This window comes from Erwinia sp. PPS120, assembly GCF_047918655.1.
Taxonomy (GTDB): Bacteria; Pseudomonadota; Gammaproteobacteria; order Enterobacterales; family Enterobacteriaceae; genus Erwinia; species Erwinia tasmaniensis_A.
Genome location: NZ_JBLREF010000044.1, coordinates 1 through 14,062, shown reverse-complemented (window position 1 = coordinate 14,062; position 14,062 = coordinate 1). Strand labels below are relative to the sequence as shown.

Below are 14,062 nucleotides of genomic sequence, written 5' to 3'. Positions count from 1 at the left end.
TGCCACACGCTGGCAATGGTTTTATGATCATGATCTTCCGAATATGGCATTAAATGGCTACACGCCGATGCAGCATATTCAACGCATGACTTGATTCTACTTATCGCCTCCGTTAAAAAGGGGAGGATTACCAAAGCACCGGAATAACGTTATCGAATGCGATCGTGGCAAGCTGAAACGGATAATCAGTGCCACTCTTAGGTTTAAATCAATGAAGACCGCCTATGCCACCATTAAAGGAATTGAGGTAATGCGTGCGCTGCGTAAAGGACAGGCGGAAAACTTCTCTATCGGTCATCCTTTGGGCGAGATGCGTCTGGTAAACAGAGTTTTGAAGTTTAAGGCCTTGAATAAGACAGAAGTCTACCTCATCATGAAATTTGCAATAGTGCCATAAGAAGTTTACCATGCAAAAATACCTCCCCTGAGTGTCAACCTCCTATTCAGCCTTAGCTGGCACCTTCATGCCGCTTTGTGGCAAACTTAGAGAATAAAAGATCAATTATTGATAGTATTGACTTTAATTTATCAATATTTTTGCATAAACGAAGGATTAAATTTTTTTGAAAATGCGTCTTTATGACGATTCATATCTCCAGTCGGGGAAAGGAATTTGATACCAGCAGAACGATGGGTTTTGAGTAAATCTGCTGAGTTGTGAGGAGGACTCAGAGTTATAGTAACGGCTTCTGTTGGGTATTGATGTACCGTGGAAAAACGGTGTAGACTATGACGGAATACTGTATTTTACATGCGACATTAATGTCTTGAGTAAAAAATTCTTTAAACAGGCTACTCTTATAGCGATCCATTAACTAACACATTGAGAACATAATATGCCTATACTTTTTAAAAGAAACCCAATATTTCATCAGCACAACAGAATATTCAGCACATATAATAATGTTGATGGTCAAATGCCTTCCAGGTTCACCTTGATGAAAAAAATTATCTCAGTAAAAAATTCAACGTGTAAGATGGGGGGGGCACCATTTGAAAAAATTATTATACTGGGAGATAGTTTATCTGATTCGACAGGAAGAATGTATTCTAAAACATCAGGTCTGATGCCTTCATCACCCCAGTATTATGAAGGAAGATTCACCAATGGTTATACATGGGTTGATTTTCTGGCCTCACCGACATGTATGAACGTAGCTGTGGTGACAAAAGCTGAAGGAGGGGCCGTTGCTGGTAATTACTGTAAATTGAACCCAATATTTATGTTTATCTCAAGTATGAAAAAACAAATTAGTGGGCTTAAATTCGGTAGAGACGATTTGGCCATCGCCTGCATTGGTTCGAATGATTATATTTCCTACAATAAAAAAGATGTCAATAAGGTCGTTAATGATCAGATGAAAAATATTAATAATATGATTAAAGGAGGAGCTAAAAACATTATTGTGATGGGCATTCCAGATTTTTCACATACGCCCTTTGCAAAGGCTGAAACTCAGGAGAAAAGGGAAGAATTAAAAGAGTTATCGTCGCAGCATAATGAGTTATTGTCCCGTAAAGTTTCTGATATTAATGGTAAAAATGGAGCTAACGTTAAGTTTTTCGATCTCAATGAAGTATTGACATCAACTATTAATATTGCAAATAGCATAGGTTACAATACCAGCAAACCTTTTCATCAGGGGTACATTGGTGGAAAAGGCTCATTAGATACTTCGCCAAAATATTTATTTAATGATGGCGTTCATCCAACACAAGAATTGCATGCCATTTTTGCAATGAAAATCCATGAATTTATTACCAATGAGTTCATGTTCAAAAAAATTTAAAGTGATAATTCTCTTTCCTGACTATGTACCACATTTTTAGCCAGTTGCTGTTAATACGACAAGGACTTAGCCGTTAGTTGCAGTGAAAATCGCATCCTTAAAGGAAAGTATCTTTCAGTATTTATAATTGCAAGTTGTTATTGATGGTGACCAGCTTGTTCTGTCTCAAACTGAACGTCTGGAAGGACAGGCTTCAATGTCAACCGTACACCTTGAGAAATAAATTGAAAAAGCCCTGCGCGTAAAAATAAAAATGCCATGAATCAGGATGATGCCAATTATTTCCATTCTTTGCTTGATAATCTAAAAGCATTAAAAGGGGATATCGCAAATACATGATATTGACAAACTTACTGTCATAGGAGTCTTAAGGGCTCACTACAATAAACCCCCAGTAGTGAACTGCACCCCAAAAGTTGGACACCCAACTGAGCAAGGTGCAGTTTTTGAGGCACTGTTGCAAAATCCGGAGGTTATAAACTTATTACAGGGTTTGAGGGCCAACCGGACGAAAACGTTCGGTAAGAGATCAATATCTTTCTAAAAAATCGGTTAAATAATGCTGGCCGTTAAACACCATATGTCGATAAAAAAAACACTTTTTTGATGGCATTTTACGATGTCAGTTATGTTTCGATATCAGAGAAACACTTCACTAACGTACGTTTCCGTTCCAATGGATTTCAGACCCCTTATTTACCTTCTGCCCTTTTGAACCAGGCAAACTGGCGGTGATGACCTAAACTGTTCGCATCCATTCAAAGGAGACGTTATGCGTTATCAGGTAGAAAATGTACTGGCGGTGCAGGCTGAACTGGGGGAATGCCCGGTATGGTCGGTTAGCGAGCAGGCGCTGTATTTTGTCGATATTCTGGCCCCCGCGCTGCATCGCTTCGATCCGCAGAGTGGCGCTCATCAGGTTATGCCGGTAGCGGAGCATATCGGCTGTTTCGGGCTGCATCACCAGGGAGGCTTTATCGCCGCAATGCGCAGCGGCGTTTTTCAGCTGGATAAGCAGGGGCAGGTTGTTAATCGTATTGCGCCTAATCCTGGTGATGCTCAACGCAGCCGGTTCAATGATGGAGGCGTGGATCGCCTTGGCCGTTTCTGGTGCGGCAGCCTGTGGGAGCCACAGGATCGTAACGGCGCGAAGCTGTGCCGGGTGGACGAGGCGCTTCAGCTGACCGTTCAGGCTGAAGATATCATGATTTCTAACGGCGTTGCGTTTTCGCCGGACGGGCGCTGGATGTACCAGACTGATACGCCACACGGGCTGCTTTACCGCTACCCGATGGATGAGCGGGGCGAGATTGGCCCGCGTGAGGTGGTACGTCAATTTGCGCAGGGTGAGGGCGGTCAGCCCGACGGCGCAGCGGTCGATAGCGAAGGATTTTACTGGGCGGCCATGTTTGATGGGTCGCGGGTTGTCCGCATCGATCCGGCTGATGGCCGCATTGTTGACGAGATCCCACTGCCGGTTCGTTGGCCGACCATGGTCGCATTTGGCGGAGCGGATCTTAAGACGCTGTATATCACCAGCTCCCGTGAGGATCGTAGCGCCGAGGAGCTGGAGACATACCCACAGTCTGGCGATCTTTTTGCCGTCAGGGTAGAGGTGGCAGGCCTCCCGGAACCGATCTTTGGCGCGAAGTAGGGGGGCTGCCGGGTAGCGCCAGAGGGGCCAACGCCCGGCTGGACGGCCCGGTCGCGAGCGGGCATCTCTGCCCGCCGCTCCCTGAGTGCAGCATCCCTGCAGCCCTCGCCTGGCCCTCCGTCTGCGCCGCAGCGCTACGGAATACCCGTCAACCGCTGGGATTGTCCACCTCTCGGGCTTCTGAATTGCTTTTAGTGAAACCGGCTTTTACCCACAGCCAGCACAATACAATAAGCCGACGGGCACCACTTGTAGGCGATACCCCGGACCTTTGCAGCATCAGTTACACCTGCCAGGCCCCCCTTGTAGGCGACACCCCGAACCTTTGCCGCACACGATCTTCTCAGGCATGCTGGAGAGGGGTCTTTTTATCAGCAGGGCAATGCGGTAAACGAATTGAGGCTGACATAATCAGTGAAATCACTAACAGCGCCATAATCAGGCTAAAGGTCACGGCAAACCCGCCAAAAAGCGAAGCGATCAGCGAACCCAACACGCTGCCAATCCCAAAGCCCAGATAAATCAGCCCATAGTTTTTAGTCAGATTATTCAGGCCAAAGAAATCGCTCACCAGCGAGGGATAAACGGTAATGGTCCCACCAAAACTGAAGGCGACACAGGCAATGGCGATAAAGAAGGTCAACTCGTTCATCTGACTGAACAGCATTATCGACATTCCCGCCAGCGAAACCACCTGCGCCAGCGTAATCACCCGGATGCGGGGCATTTTATCAGACAGGACACCGAGTATCAGGCGACCGCTCAGGTTGGCAACCGCGATCACCGTCACCGCATTGGCCGCCGTTTGTAATGAGAGATGTACCAGCCCTTCGCCGATATCCTTCGCAATGCCAATCACGTACAGCCCACTCATACAGGCGGTCAGAAACATCAGCGCCAGCATCCAGTACTGCGGTAAACGCACGGCCTCTGCCAGCGAAAAGTCACGGGGCCGACTGATTTGGCCCGGCTGCACCGCAGGCTGTTGTGGAGCGTCTTTCATCAGCAGCGCGCCGGGGATAATCATCACCATTGCCAGCCCGCCCCAAATAACAAAGGTGGTCTCCAGGCTGTTAATACTCAGCAGATAGCTACAGATAAATTTAAATCCAAGGCTGCCCAGACCGTAGGCACCGATGGCACAGGCGGAAATCATCCCTTTGCGTTCGGGAAACCATTTCACGCAGTTTGACAGCGTCATCAGATAGCCCGCGCCGTCGGCCAGACCGACCAGCACCCCTGCGCTGAGATACAGCATAACGAGATTATTGGCGTGAGCGGTTATATAAAAACCTATCGCCATCAGCACGCCAGAACCGATTGCCACCCGGCGTACGCCAAAACGCTCCTGAAGTTTTCCAGCCAGCGAAGAGGCGATAGCCAGCCCCAGGCTCAACAGGCCAAAAGAGAAAGCCACCTGGCTTATCGGCGCATCCAGCTTGTGTGACAGCTGGCCGTTAAACAGGCTCCAGGTATAGACTGAACCCAGAGCAAACTGCGTAATAACCGTACCGGCCAGGGTTAACCAGCGGGTACGATTAACGCGGATGTTGACGGGGGATGTGCTCATGGAAAACTCCCGATAAAAGTTTAATAAATTGAGCACAGAATATGTCGGGTCTTTCGCGCGCGGGCTGATTAAGGCATGAACTGCCGCCCGAGGGGAATGAAATGCCTCTCACAGGGTATGAAAGGCACTCTGAAGCGCAGGTCGTTAGCGATTCGCCGGGATAGCGTGATCCTGCCCGGTCAGCCGCAGCTGTCGAAGATCGTTGCCGGTAGGCGTCTGATGAACCCGCAGGCCGAACTCAGGCAGGACGGCAAAAATATGATCGAAAATATCAGCCTGAATACTTTCATACTCCAGCCAGGCGGTGGTATTCGTGAACATGTAAATTTCCACCGGCAGGCCAGAGGAACCCGGTGCCAGCTGGCGTACCATCAGGGTCATCTCCTTATGGCTGCGCGGATGCGCCCTGAGCCAGGCTTCCAGCCAGGCGCGGAAGGTACCGATATTGGTCATCCTGCGGCCATTCAGCGGCGTGGAGAGATCGCAGTCCAGCCGGGCATTATAGTTTTCCACTTCCTCGCCTTTGCCTTCCAGATAGGGCGTCAGCAGCTGGGCACGTTTCAGGCTGGCCACTTCGTCCTCGCTGAGAAAATGGATGCTGGTGGTATCAATATTAATGCTGCGCTTGATGCGGCGTCCGCCAGATTCCGACATCGGGCGCCAGTTTTTAAATGAATCTGATATCAACACGTAGGTAGGAAGCGTCGTAATGGTCTTATCCCAGTTGCGCACCTTAACCGTGGTCAGACCGATATCCACCACGTCGCCGTCTGCACCATATTTAGGCATCTCCAGCCAGTCGCCAATCTTCAGCATATCGTTGGCTGACAGCTGTATCCCGGCCACTAAACCCAGAATTGGATCCTTAAATACCAGCATCAGCACCGCCGTCATGGCGCCCAGCCCGGTTAGCAGCACCAGCGGGGACTTACCGATGAGTACTGAGATAATCATCAGCACAACCAGCAGCGCGGCGACCAGTTTCAGGCTTTGAAAAATACCGCGAAGGGGGAGCTGGCTGGCAATGGCCTGTTGCTGAGTTACCTCAAGAAGCACGTCCAGCAGCGAAAAAAACATCAGCAGGCTGAACGTCATCGTCCATACCTGGCTGAACACCACCAGCACGGTATGCAGCGGTTCAATGCCCTGCAGGAAAAGTGCAATTTGCAGCTGGAGTAGGATCCCCTGGAGCAGCAGAGCTGAACGGCTGAGCAGTTTCTTATCAATAAAGGATCGCGGCCACTGCCGTGACGACTTCTCGGCCAGCCTGCGGAGGGGAGGAATAACGCCCTTATGCAGCAGGCCGTGTACGAGCAGGGAGATCAGCAGAATAATGCCGAGCAGGGCGAATACAGCGATAAAAGAGGCGTAGGGTAGATCAAAGGCGCTGAGCCAGTGTGTCAGGTAGTCATGCATAACGTTACCATCCTTGCTAAATTCATCGTCCAGTCTTGCTGCGCCAGGTTATAATACCTGACGCACGGAGGGCATAAAACGCATTAATTCAACAGCCCGCCTGCAGGATATCGCGACTATCCTGTCGGGATCAAATCAGTGTGACCCGCATTTACTCGTAACGGGGCTTGTAGCTCAGCTTATCAAGCCAGCGGGTAATATCATGCGGTTCTTCCACCCCGGCCAGATCGTTATTAAACAGATAGCGAACCAGATGACGGGCGATGGCCTTTTCCGTTTTCAGTATCCCGGCCTGCGAAGGGTAGAGCATCCCCCGATCGCGATCTTTTTTACTGACCTGTTGCGCACAGGCGCGGGCTGCCTCTATAAACAGCCGATCGTCAATAAGCCTGGGCCGCGCTGCATACACCGCCAGGCTTACCGCCGGGAATATATAGAAGTTATTAGCCTGCCCCGGATAGCGCGTTTCCCCCTGTACTTTTTCTTCGCCGAACTGCACACCCGCAGCATACAGCGCTTTGCCCTTACTCCACTGATAGGCCTGTTTTGCGGTGCATTCAGCATTATCTGTCGGATTAGAGAGGGGGAAGATAATCGGTCTTTCGTTCAGCTTAGTCATGGTTTTAACCACCTTCTCGCTGAACAGACCTCCCTGCGTACTGACGCCGATAAGCACCGTGGGTTTTACCGCTTCCACCACCTTTTGCAGGTCGGACTGGGGTTCTGCCTTCCGGGCAAAGGTCTGCTGTTCAGCAGAGAGTTTTTTACGGCCCGTCTCAATCAGTCCGTCCTTGTCGAACAGCGTGATTGCCCGGCGAGCCTCTTCCCGCTCAGCGCCTTCCAGCACCATCGCCTCAACCAGCATATTAGCGATACCCGTTCCCGCTGAGCCAGCCCCGGCGAAGAGTACGCGCTGCTGCGACAGCTTGCCGCCGGTGGTTTTCAGGGCCGTGATCAGGCCTGCCAGCACCACGCTTGCCGTACCCTGAATATCGTCGTTATAAACCAGTGCCCGACTCTGATAGCGCTGCAAATAGCGCACCGCGTCGCTGCCTTTCCAGTCCTCGAAGTGAATACAGCAGCCGGGAAAGACGCTCTCCACCGCCCCGACAAACTCATCCAGCAGTTCATCCAGCGCTTTCTGCGCAAGTGGGGCTTTGCGCAGACCGGTATAAAGGGGATCACCCGTCAGCTTTTTATTGCTGGTGCCAATGTCCAGATGGACAGGCAACAGGCCCTCTGGCGGGACGGCGGCGCAGGCGGTATAGAGCTGGAGCTTTCCCACCGGGATAGGTGCGCCGTTGGCACCGATGTCACCCAGTCCTAAAATCCGGCCGCCGGACGTTACGCAGATAAAACGAACATCTTTATGCGGCCAGTTGCGCAGCACATCAGCGAGCCTGCCTTTCATTTCCCGCGTCAGGTACATTCCCTTAGGCTGGCGATAAATATGGCCGTATTTAAGGCAGGCATCCGCGATGGTGGGATCGTACACCAGGGGAATAAAAGTGATCGGATCGGACATCAGCGTGGCATAAAACAGCGTCTCATTGCGACTCGCCAGTTCCTGCAAATAGATATATTTTTCGATGTCGTTAGGCTTGCCGTCAAGATGCTCCTTAACACGCTGGATCTGGGTTTCCAGACTGTCCACGATGGGCGGCAGCAGCCCTTCCAGCCGGTGTGTTTTACGTTCCGCTTCGCTAAAAGCTGTACCTTTATTCAGCCGTGCTGAAGTGAGAGGCGAAGGAGGGATCGCAGCGGGTTTATCTTCTCTGGCGTGTGTCGACATAATGGTTACTCCTTACGAGTCCTGAACGTGAAAACTGAACGCGAGGTCTTGTTTTAATAAGGAGTAAGCCTGGTCGAAAATATTCAGCGGGGCGGCAGGTTAATGTAACAAAATCCGAAATCTGCATCCTGGCATATTGCGCAGGCGGCGTGATTATGGAAAGAAACGCCGGGAAAATCAGCCCTGAATGTAGCTGCGAATCGCCTCGGCGACGGCTTTATTGCCGTGTCGTTCATCACGGTGTTCGGTATCATCCGCTACCTTAAGCAGGTACTTATTCAGCTTGCCGCCGGTCGGCACGTTGCCGTAGGCAATCAGCATCTGCACGATATGACGCAGGGCAAGTACCTCAACGGTGAGGCGTTCAACAATAGGATCTTTGTCTGGCATAGGGACTCCACAACGGGCGTGATTAACTTTCCCTCAGTGTAAGTGGGCAGCGGGCAATCAATCAGCGGAGTAGCGGGGTATTTATCGCCTATCTCTCTCTCCGACTACTCCTACCTAAAAGAGGGTCGGCTCAATACCTAAGGTCGCGAGGTACAGGCTGACGTACCAGAACGCACAATAGAATGCCATAAAGGGTAAAATGAGCACGATAAGGGCCAGCCTGAAACTGGCATCACCTTCGCGGGAAAGCCTGACCAGGAAAATAATCACACTGACGATGAAAAGCAGAATAAACAGAATAGCTAAAATGAGAAGCAGAATTAGCAGCATAATTGAATATCCTTATCATTGAATATTTACCTCTCGACAGGCCGGAAGCCTACTAAATTAAGGTCGACCGTATGACCTTTTTTTTGGCGCGATTAAGAAACTTGAGTTTCCTGTTCGTTGGGCAGAAAATAATGCATCCCTCTCCCCACGCACAGAAATTAGCATGTTGATTCGTACCGATGAAGCCAGAACGCTCAACACTGACAGCTGGCTGGCCTGTCTGCTGGCCGCCGTTGCCGGTGCGCTTAACACGGTGGCGTTTGAAATTGTAGGTTTTTTCGCTGCCAACATGACCGGTAACGTCTCGTCTCTTTCCGATAATCTGGCCCGGTTCAGGTGGAACGGCGGCCTGTTCTTCCTGTCTGTCGTACTGTTTTTTATGTTTGGCGCCGTACTCTCCACGCTGATTATCAATGCCGGACGGCGCAGAGGCCTGCGCGGCATCTATGCATTCGTTATTGTTATTGAAGCGCTGGCGCTAATGGCGCTTGGCGTGGCTGAGCTGAGCGTCACCCTGCCAGGGGCGGTGCTCATTTTGGCCCTGAGCCTGCTGATGGGGCTGCAAAACGCCGTGGTAACGAGGATTTCGAATGCCCGCGTCAGAACGACGCACGTCTCCGGCACGGCAACCGATATTGGTATTGAAATGGCGATGCTGATTGATATCCTGCGGCGGCGGGAGTCTCCCAGTGAAGCCACGGCATATCTCGATCGCTTAAAGCTCCATACACTGACGATAGCGGGATTTCTGGTCGGGGGGATCGTCGGCATCTGGGCCTGGAGCCTGCTGGGCTATGCTTTTCTGATTGTCGCCGGATGCGTACTGATGGTGATGTCTCTGCTTTCACTCCATCATGCCAAAGTGCGCTATTCCGCTGCGGCGAGCAGTACATTTAAGTAGCCCCTGGCGGGACCTGTGCCAGATGCCCGCAGTCGGTCATACGCGCTCGGTTAGCAGCAAAGGTGAGAGGACGCGGTCCGGCAAGCCCGGTATAAATTGAAAGTGTGTGGGCAGTCAGGCTATCTTAGCGGAATACCTGTGTCTATCCGGAGTGACCATGCAGCAGGACGAATTCGTAAAAAAGCTGGCTGAGCAGGGTTTTGAGACGCCAGTGGTGGTGGAACGCGAGCCCAACGGCAGGCTGGATCACCACGCGCATCCCTTTGAGGCGAAAGCGCTGATCCTGGCGGGCGAGATAACCATTCTTAGTCAGAGCGGGGAAAAAACCTGGCGGGTGGGTGAGGTATTTCATCTCCAGCGCGATGAGCCCCATTCCGAATTCTTTGGACCTGAGGGCGTTCGTTACCTCTCCGGCAGAAAGAGCGCGCGGCCCTGATAATGAAAAAATTAGGGTTAGTTTTATGCCTGATAATGATGGCTGCAGGGTGTACTGCCTCCGTTGGTCAGGATTTTGACGATGCGCGGCTTAACAAAATCCACAAGGGCACGACCACGAGGCAGGAAATGATTGCCCTGTTTGGCCAGCCGACCTCGGAAACCCCGTATCCGGAGGGGCACCAGATCCTGATGTGGACCTACAGTCAGGCAAGAGCAAGGGACACGACCGAGGGTAAGACGCTGACCGTGCAGATGGAAAATAATAAGGTTCGAAACTATGCGGTGAGCAAGTCGTAAGGGACGTATCTCAGCCATCCGGAGATGGCTGAGATACACCAAAAATATCCGTGGGCATTTACACCTGCGTCATACCGCCATCCACACAAATTTCAGCGCCAGCAATGTAGCTACTTTCTTCGCTTGCAAGAAACAACGCGGCGCTGGCCACTTCTTCAGGCCTGCCCATGCGACTCAGTGGGATTGCGCGGGTTAATCCCTGGCGCAATTCTTCGGAGGCGGCCTGCATCATTTCCGTGTCGATAGGGCCGGGAGCCACCACATTGATTCTGATCCCCCGTGAAGCGAGTTCACGCGTCCACGTCCGGGCAAAGGATCGCAGCGCCGCTTTGCTGGCGCTGTAAACGCCATACCCCTCTGTACCCAGCACATCAGCGATAGAACCAAGCAGGATAACGCTTGCGCCGGGATTAAGCAGCGGCAATGCGGCCTGCAATGCAAGAACGGGCGCCCGAACATTAAGACCAAAAATCTGGTCAAAATGCGACGGGCTTAGGTCTTCAATGGTGGCGTAATTCGTCATCCCGGCATTAATTACCAACGCATCGATCCGGGAGGATTCAGCCTTTACCGCATCCATAATACGGTTCAGCTCGCTCTGCTGGCTAACATCGGCCTGCAACGGTTTCACTGTGCCCGATATCTTCAGGCTGGCCGCCTGCAACTCTTCTGCACGCCGCGATGTGAACCAGGTCGTCGCTCCTTCGCGGGCAAAACGCTGGCTAATGGCCAGGCCAATCCCTTTAGCGCCGCCCAGTATTACAGCGACTTTATTTTCCAGTCTGCTCATCTGATCTCTCCTCTTGAGGTGGAGAAGAGAGGGTATATAGATTATATTTAATATCAATTACGCACTTTGTTTATATCAGATATCGCGGAGTATATCGTCATGGCCAGTTCAGATGCTAACGCATTGAGAGACGTAGGGAAAACGCGCCCGGTACTGGAACATATCACCAATAAATGGTCGATTTTAATTCTCACTGTTCTCTGTTCCAGGCCTTCCCGCTTTAATGAAATCCGTCGACGGTTGGATGGGATCACTCATAAAGCGCTGGCAGATGCGCTGAAGCGGCTCGAACGTAATGGCCTGGTGATCCGCGAAGTGCTTCCCACCTCACCGGTAGGGGTTGAATACAGCCTCACGCCGCTGGCACAAACCTTGCAGCAACCGTTTATCGCACTGTATGACTGGGCGCTGGCACATGGAACGGCCCTGGAGGAAGCCCAGGCTGCGTATGATCTGACCCATGCGGGAGAAAATAAGAAAGAGAGGGAACCCACCGCGTAAATGACATTGTAGGTTTCAGCCTCATGCACATCCTTTAGGTCTGCATGAAATGGAGTGAGTGACCCCCTAAGGCAATGAAATTGGCCTAAGTGACCCCAGTGGGACAGACCATCAGGTTCAGCTTGGTTGTATACTCAAAATCGAGTAGATGAAAACCAATATAGTCTGATTGCGCTTTTCGATCCGAGAGCGCACAAAAAAGCTTAAGTTTATGAAAGATTGGAACTACTGGCATCCTACGCTGATGAGTTCAGATGTAAAATGTCACCCGCTTATGCGGGTTTTCTTGCTTCCATCTGCATCAGATTCTCTTTAGGATTTTCTCATCGTTTACTTTGGGGGTAGGAATAAATCGCCTGGTAATCCTGGAGACTTTACTCTTTGAGAGAGGTAATGCGCCAAAGCAGGGAACGCGATTTCCAAGTCTTCATGCGGAAGAGAATTATGAGTATCGATTGCGTCAAAAATATTCGAAAACGGGGTATCCGGATATTGTTAGCTGGAAAGGTGAAAGCCCGGCATTTGTTAAAGGACGACTGTTTTTTACAGATATAGCGTCGTTCAGTGGTGAGATTACAGCCAAAAGCGCTAGAGAAATGGCGGGTAGTACAATTTTTCGCGCTTTCGGCAACGAGACTGCGCTGGCAACAAGCCCCGGCGGCTCCTGGGCGGCGGGAGGATTCTGGGGCTATCAGAAAGTGCCTGGTAACGCGGAAGGAGCCGGAAACCGAAAGCGGGGCCTTTTACGCCCGCATTCAGCATGAACATGCGCTTAATAACGCCATTCGCCTGCACCTGTTCAGTAACGCCAGTCACATGACGCCGGGCATGGTGCTGGAGACCGGCGACAGTAACGTGCCGGAGCTGAAAGAGGGGATGGTGATTACGCTCACCACCTTCCGCGCTGCTCGTGATACCCGTCTGCACGTGTCCGTATGGGGCATGCCCTACAGCGAACAGTTCTGCTTCAGACCCGAGCCTGCGCCGCGCCCGCAGATTGCCGGCACGTTGACCGCCCGCGTCGAGAGCGACGAGAAGAACGCGCCGTATGCCCATCTCGATGAAACGGGCGCTACCGGGTGAAGCTGGATTTCAGCCGCGAAGACGCCGAACCCGGCTATAACTACCTGTGGATACGTCAGGCCAAACTATAGACTTGAATTAACTCATTGAATAGAAGGGATAAAGTAGACTTTGAGATACGTTGAGAGACTGGCATTTGGTGTCCCTGCAGAAATCGAACTAGTAGTTAATTTGCTGATTTTAAAGGTTTATATTGAAGTTAAACCTTTTATACCATCATAGATACCAACACTCAAAAATAACCTTAAAAACTGTTGTGAGGCACTGAAAAAAGCGTCTTAATTATACTCAATTTTATCGGCCGTTGTTACTGTTTCACAGCTTGTTGATTGAAGAGCTGGTTCAAGGTGATGATGAGCTGATTTCTACATTGAGCTATAGAAACACAAATGTAAGGCCTCGGTATGGATACGGTTCAGATCTACAAAAAGTTACAGAGTTGGTTCAACTATGACAACTATGTTGATGTTGAGTCTTGCACTTTGAAAGGCTTACATAAGGAGTTACAGGTCAGAAAGAACATCCTTGATTCAATTGAGTTTTTTGGGGAAGGAGATGTTTATTTTGACCAGATCCTTGCAGGTAAACCTCTAATCAGTAAAACATTAGATACCAACACTCATCTGGCAGAAAGCCAAACTCACATACGACAAGTCACCTTTGGTCATATTGAAAGCCTCAGAAGATCTCTTGAAATGTTCTCGCAAGAATCGTTTGTCAAAGGAAGTGATCAACTTACAAAAGAGGTCAAAGAGCAGCCACTAACTCAAAGTATGAGAGCCGTTTTTATGAGAACCAATGAAAGCCGTGTGTATACACACTTTGACTTGGAAAACTCATCAGATGAAGAAATCATAGGCTCGCTTCGTGCACTACTTCCGGTATGGAGGAAAGAGTATGGAATCAAGAGCAGGAAGCAAGAGGCTTTCGGTCTGGGAAAGATTCTAAAGTTGGTTGACTACCGTATCCTTTCAATGATGGATCTGCTCATGTGGTAATCCTCCCCTTTTTAACGGAGGCGATAAGTAGAATCAAGTCATGCGTTGAATATGCTGCATCGGCGTGTAGCCATTTAATGCCATATTCGGACGCTCGTGATTATAAAACCAT

The 14,062-nt window shown here is 50.4% G+C and carries 13 protein-coding genes and 3 pseudogenes; 10 read left to right on the top strand and 6 right to left on the bottom strand.

Annotation, left to right across the window (positions count from 1 at the left end):
• Positions 1-133: 133 nt before the first annotated feature.
• The 3 genes and pseudogenes from ACLRGG_RS19850 to ACLRGG_RS19840 all read left to right on the top strand — a co-directional run.
• Positions 134-397 (top strand): annotated as a pseudogene (locus ACLRGG_RS19850) (DDE-type integrase/transposase/recombinase); the annotation flags it as partial.
• Positions 398-938: 541 nt separating this feature from the next.
• A complete protein-coding gene (locus ACLRGG_RS19845; RefSeq protein WP_416251377.1) occupies positions 939-1,790 on the top strand; it encodes an SGNH/GDSL hydrolase family protein in 852 nt (283 codons plus the stop codon).
• Positions 1,791-2,562: 772 nt separating this feature from the next.
• Positions 2,563-3,444, top strand: a complete 882-nt coding sequence (locus tag ACLRGG_RS19840; protein ID WP_416251376.1) for an SMP-30/gluconolactonase/LRE family protein — start codon at positions 2,563-2,565, stop codon at positions 3,442-3,444.
• A 343-nt stretch (positions 3,445-3,787) separates the two neighbouring features.
• On the opposite strand, the gene ACLRGG_RS19835 is transcribed toward ACLRGG_RS19840, so the two are convergent.
• From ACLRGG_RS19835 to ACLRGG_RS19815, 5 genes are all read right to left on the bottom strand, one after another.
• Complete coding sequence (locus ACLRGG_RS19835; RefSeq protein WP_416251375.1) at positions 3,788-5,014, bottom strand: L-lactate MFS transporter; 1,227 nt, start codon at positions 5,012-5,014, stop codon at positions 3,788-3,790.
• A gap of 144 nt (positions 5,015-5,158) precedes the next feature.
• Entirely contained in the window at positions 5,159-6,430 is a 1,272-nt protein-coding gene (locus tag ACLRGG_RS19830) for a mechanosensitive ion channel family protein (protein ID WP_416251374.1), read from the bottom strand.
• 151 nt (positions 6,431-6,581) lie between these two features.
• Positions 6,582-8,222, bottom strand: coding sequence for an NAD-dependent malic enzyme (locus ACLRGG_RS19825; RefSeq protein ID WP_416251373.1), 1,641 nt, complete (start codon positions 8,220-8,222; stop codon positions 6,582-6,584).
• Positions 8,223-8,399: 177 nt separating this feature from the next.
• Complete coding sequence (locus ACLRGG_RS19820) at positions 8,400-8,612, bottom strand: hypothetical protein (RefSeq protein WP_416251372.1); 213 nt, start codon at positions 8,610-8,612, stop codon at positions 8,400-8,402.
• 114 nt (positions 8,613-8,726) lie between these two features.
• Positions 8,727-8,942, bottom strand: a complete 216-nt coding sequence (locus tag ACLRGG_RS19815) for a hypothetical protein (protein ID WP_416251370.1) — start codon at positions 8,940-8,942, stop codon at positions 8,727-8,729.
• A 163-nt stretch (positions 8,943-9,105) separates the two neighbouring features.
• On the opposite strand from ACLRGG_RS19815, the gene ACLRGG_RS19810 reads away from it, so the two are divergent.
• The 3 genes from ACLRGG_RS19810 (at position 9,106) to ACLRGG_RS19800 (ending at position 10,578) form a co-directional block, all read left to right on the top strand.
• A complete protein-coding gene (locus tag ACLRGG_RS19810) occupies positions 9,106-9,843 on the top strand; it encodes a YoaK family protein (protein ID WP_416251369.1) in 738 nt (245 codons plus the stop codon).
• 157 nt (positions 9,844-10,000) lie between these two features.
• Positions 10,001-10,279, top strand: coding sequence for a cupin (locus ACLRGG_RS19805; RefSeq protein ID WP_416251368.1), 279 nt, complete (start codon positions 10,001-10,003; stop codon positions 10,277-10,279).
• A 2-nt stretch (positions 10,280-10,281) separates the two neighbouring features.
• Complete coding sequence (locus ACLRGG_RS19800; RefSeq protein WP_416251367.1) at positions 10,282-10,578, top strand: hypothetical protein; 297 nt, start codon at positions 10,282-10,284, stop codon at positions 10,576-10,578.
• A 58-nt stretch (positions 10,579-10,636) separates the two neighbouring features.
• Here ACLRGG_RS19800 and ACLRGG_RS19795 read toward each other — a convergent pair whose 3' ends face one another.
• The gene (locus tag ACLRGG_RS19795) at positions 10,637-11,368 is read right to left on the bottom strand and encodes an SDR family NAD(P)-dependent oxidoreductase (RefSeq protein WP_416251365.1); all 732 of its coding nucleotides are present in this window, start codon (positions 11,366-11,368) and stop codon (positions 10,637-10,639) included.
• Between the two features lie 99 nt (positions 11,369-11,467).
• On the opposite strand from ACLRGG_RS19795, the gene ACLRGG_RS19790 reads away from it, so the two are divergent.
• The 4 genes and pseudogenes from ACLRGG_RS19790 (at position 11,468) to ACLRGG_RS19780 (ending at position 13,950) form a co-directional block, all read left to right on the top strand.
• The gene (locus tag ACLRGG_RS19790) at positions 11,468-11,869 is read left to right on the top strand and encodes a winged helix-turn-helix transcriptional regulator (RefSeq protein ID WP_416251364.1); all 402 of its coding nucleotides are present in this window, start codon (positions 11,468-11,470) and stop codon (positions 11,867-11,869) included.
• 105 nt (positions 11,870-11,974) lie between these two features.
• Positions 11,975-12,076: pseudogene (locus tag ACLRGG_RS21490) on the top strand (type II toxin-antitoxin system YafO family toxin); the annotation flags it as partial.
• 621 nt (positions 12,077-12,697) lie between these two features.
• Positions 12,698-13,017: pseudogene (locus ACLRGG_RS19785) on the top strand (type VI secretion system Vgr family protein); the annotation flags it as partial.
• 339 nt (positions 13,018-13,356) lie between these two features.
• Positions 13,357-13,950, top strand: coding sequence for a DUF6387 family protein (locus tag ACLRGG_RS19780; RefSeq protein WP_416251363.1), 594 nt, complete (start codon positions 13,357-13,359; stop codon positions 13,948-13,950).
• Positions 13,951-14,062: the final 112 nt, after the last annotated feature.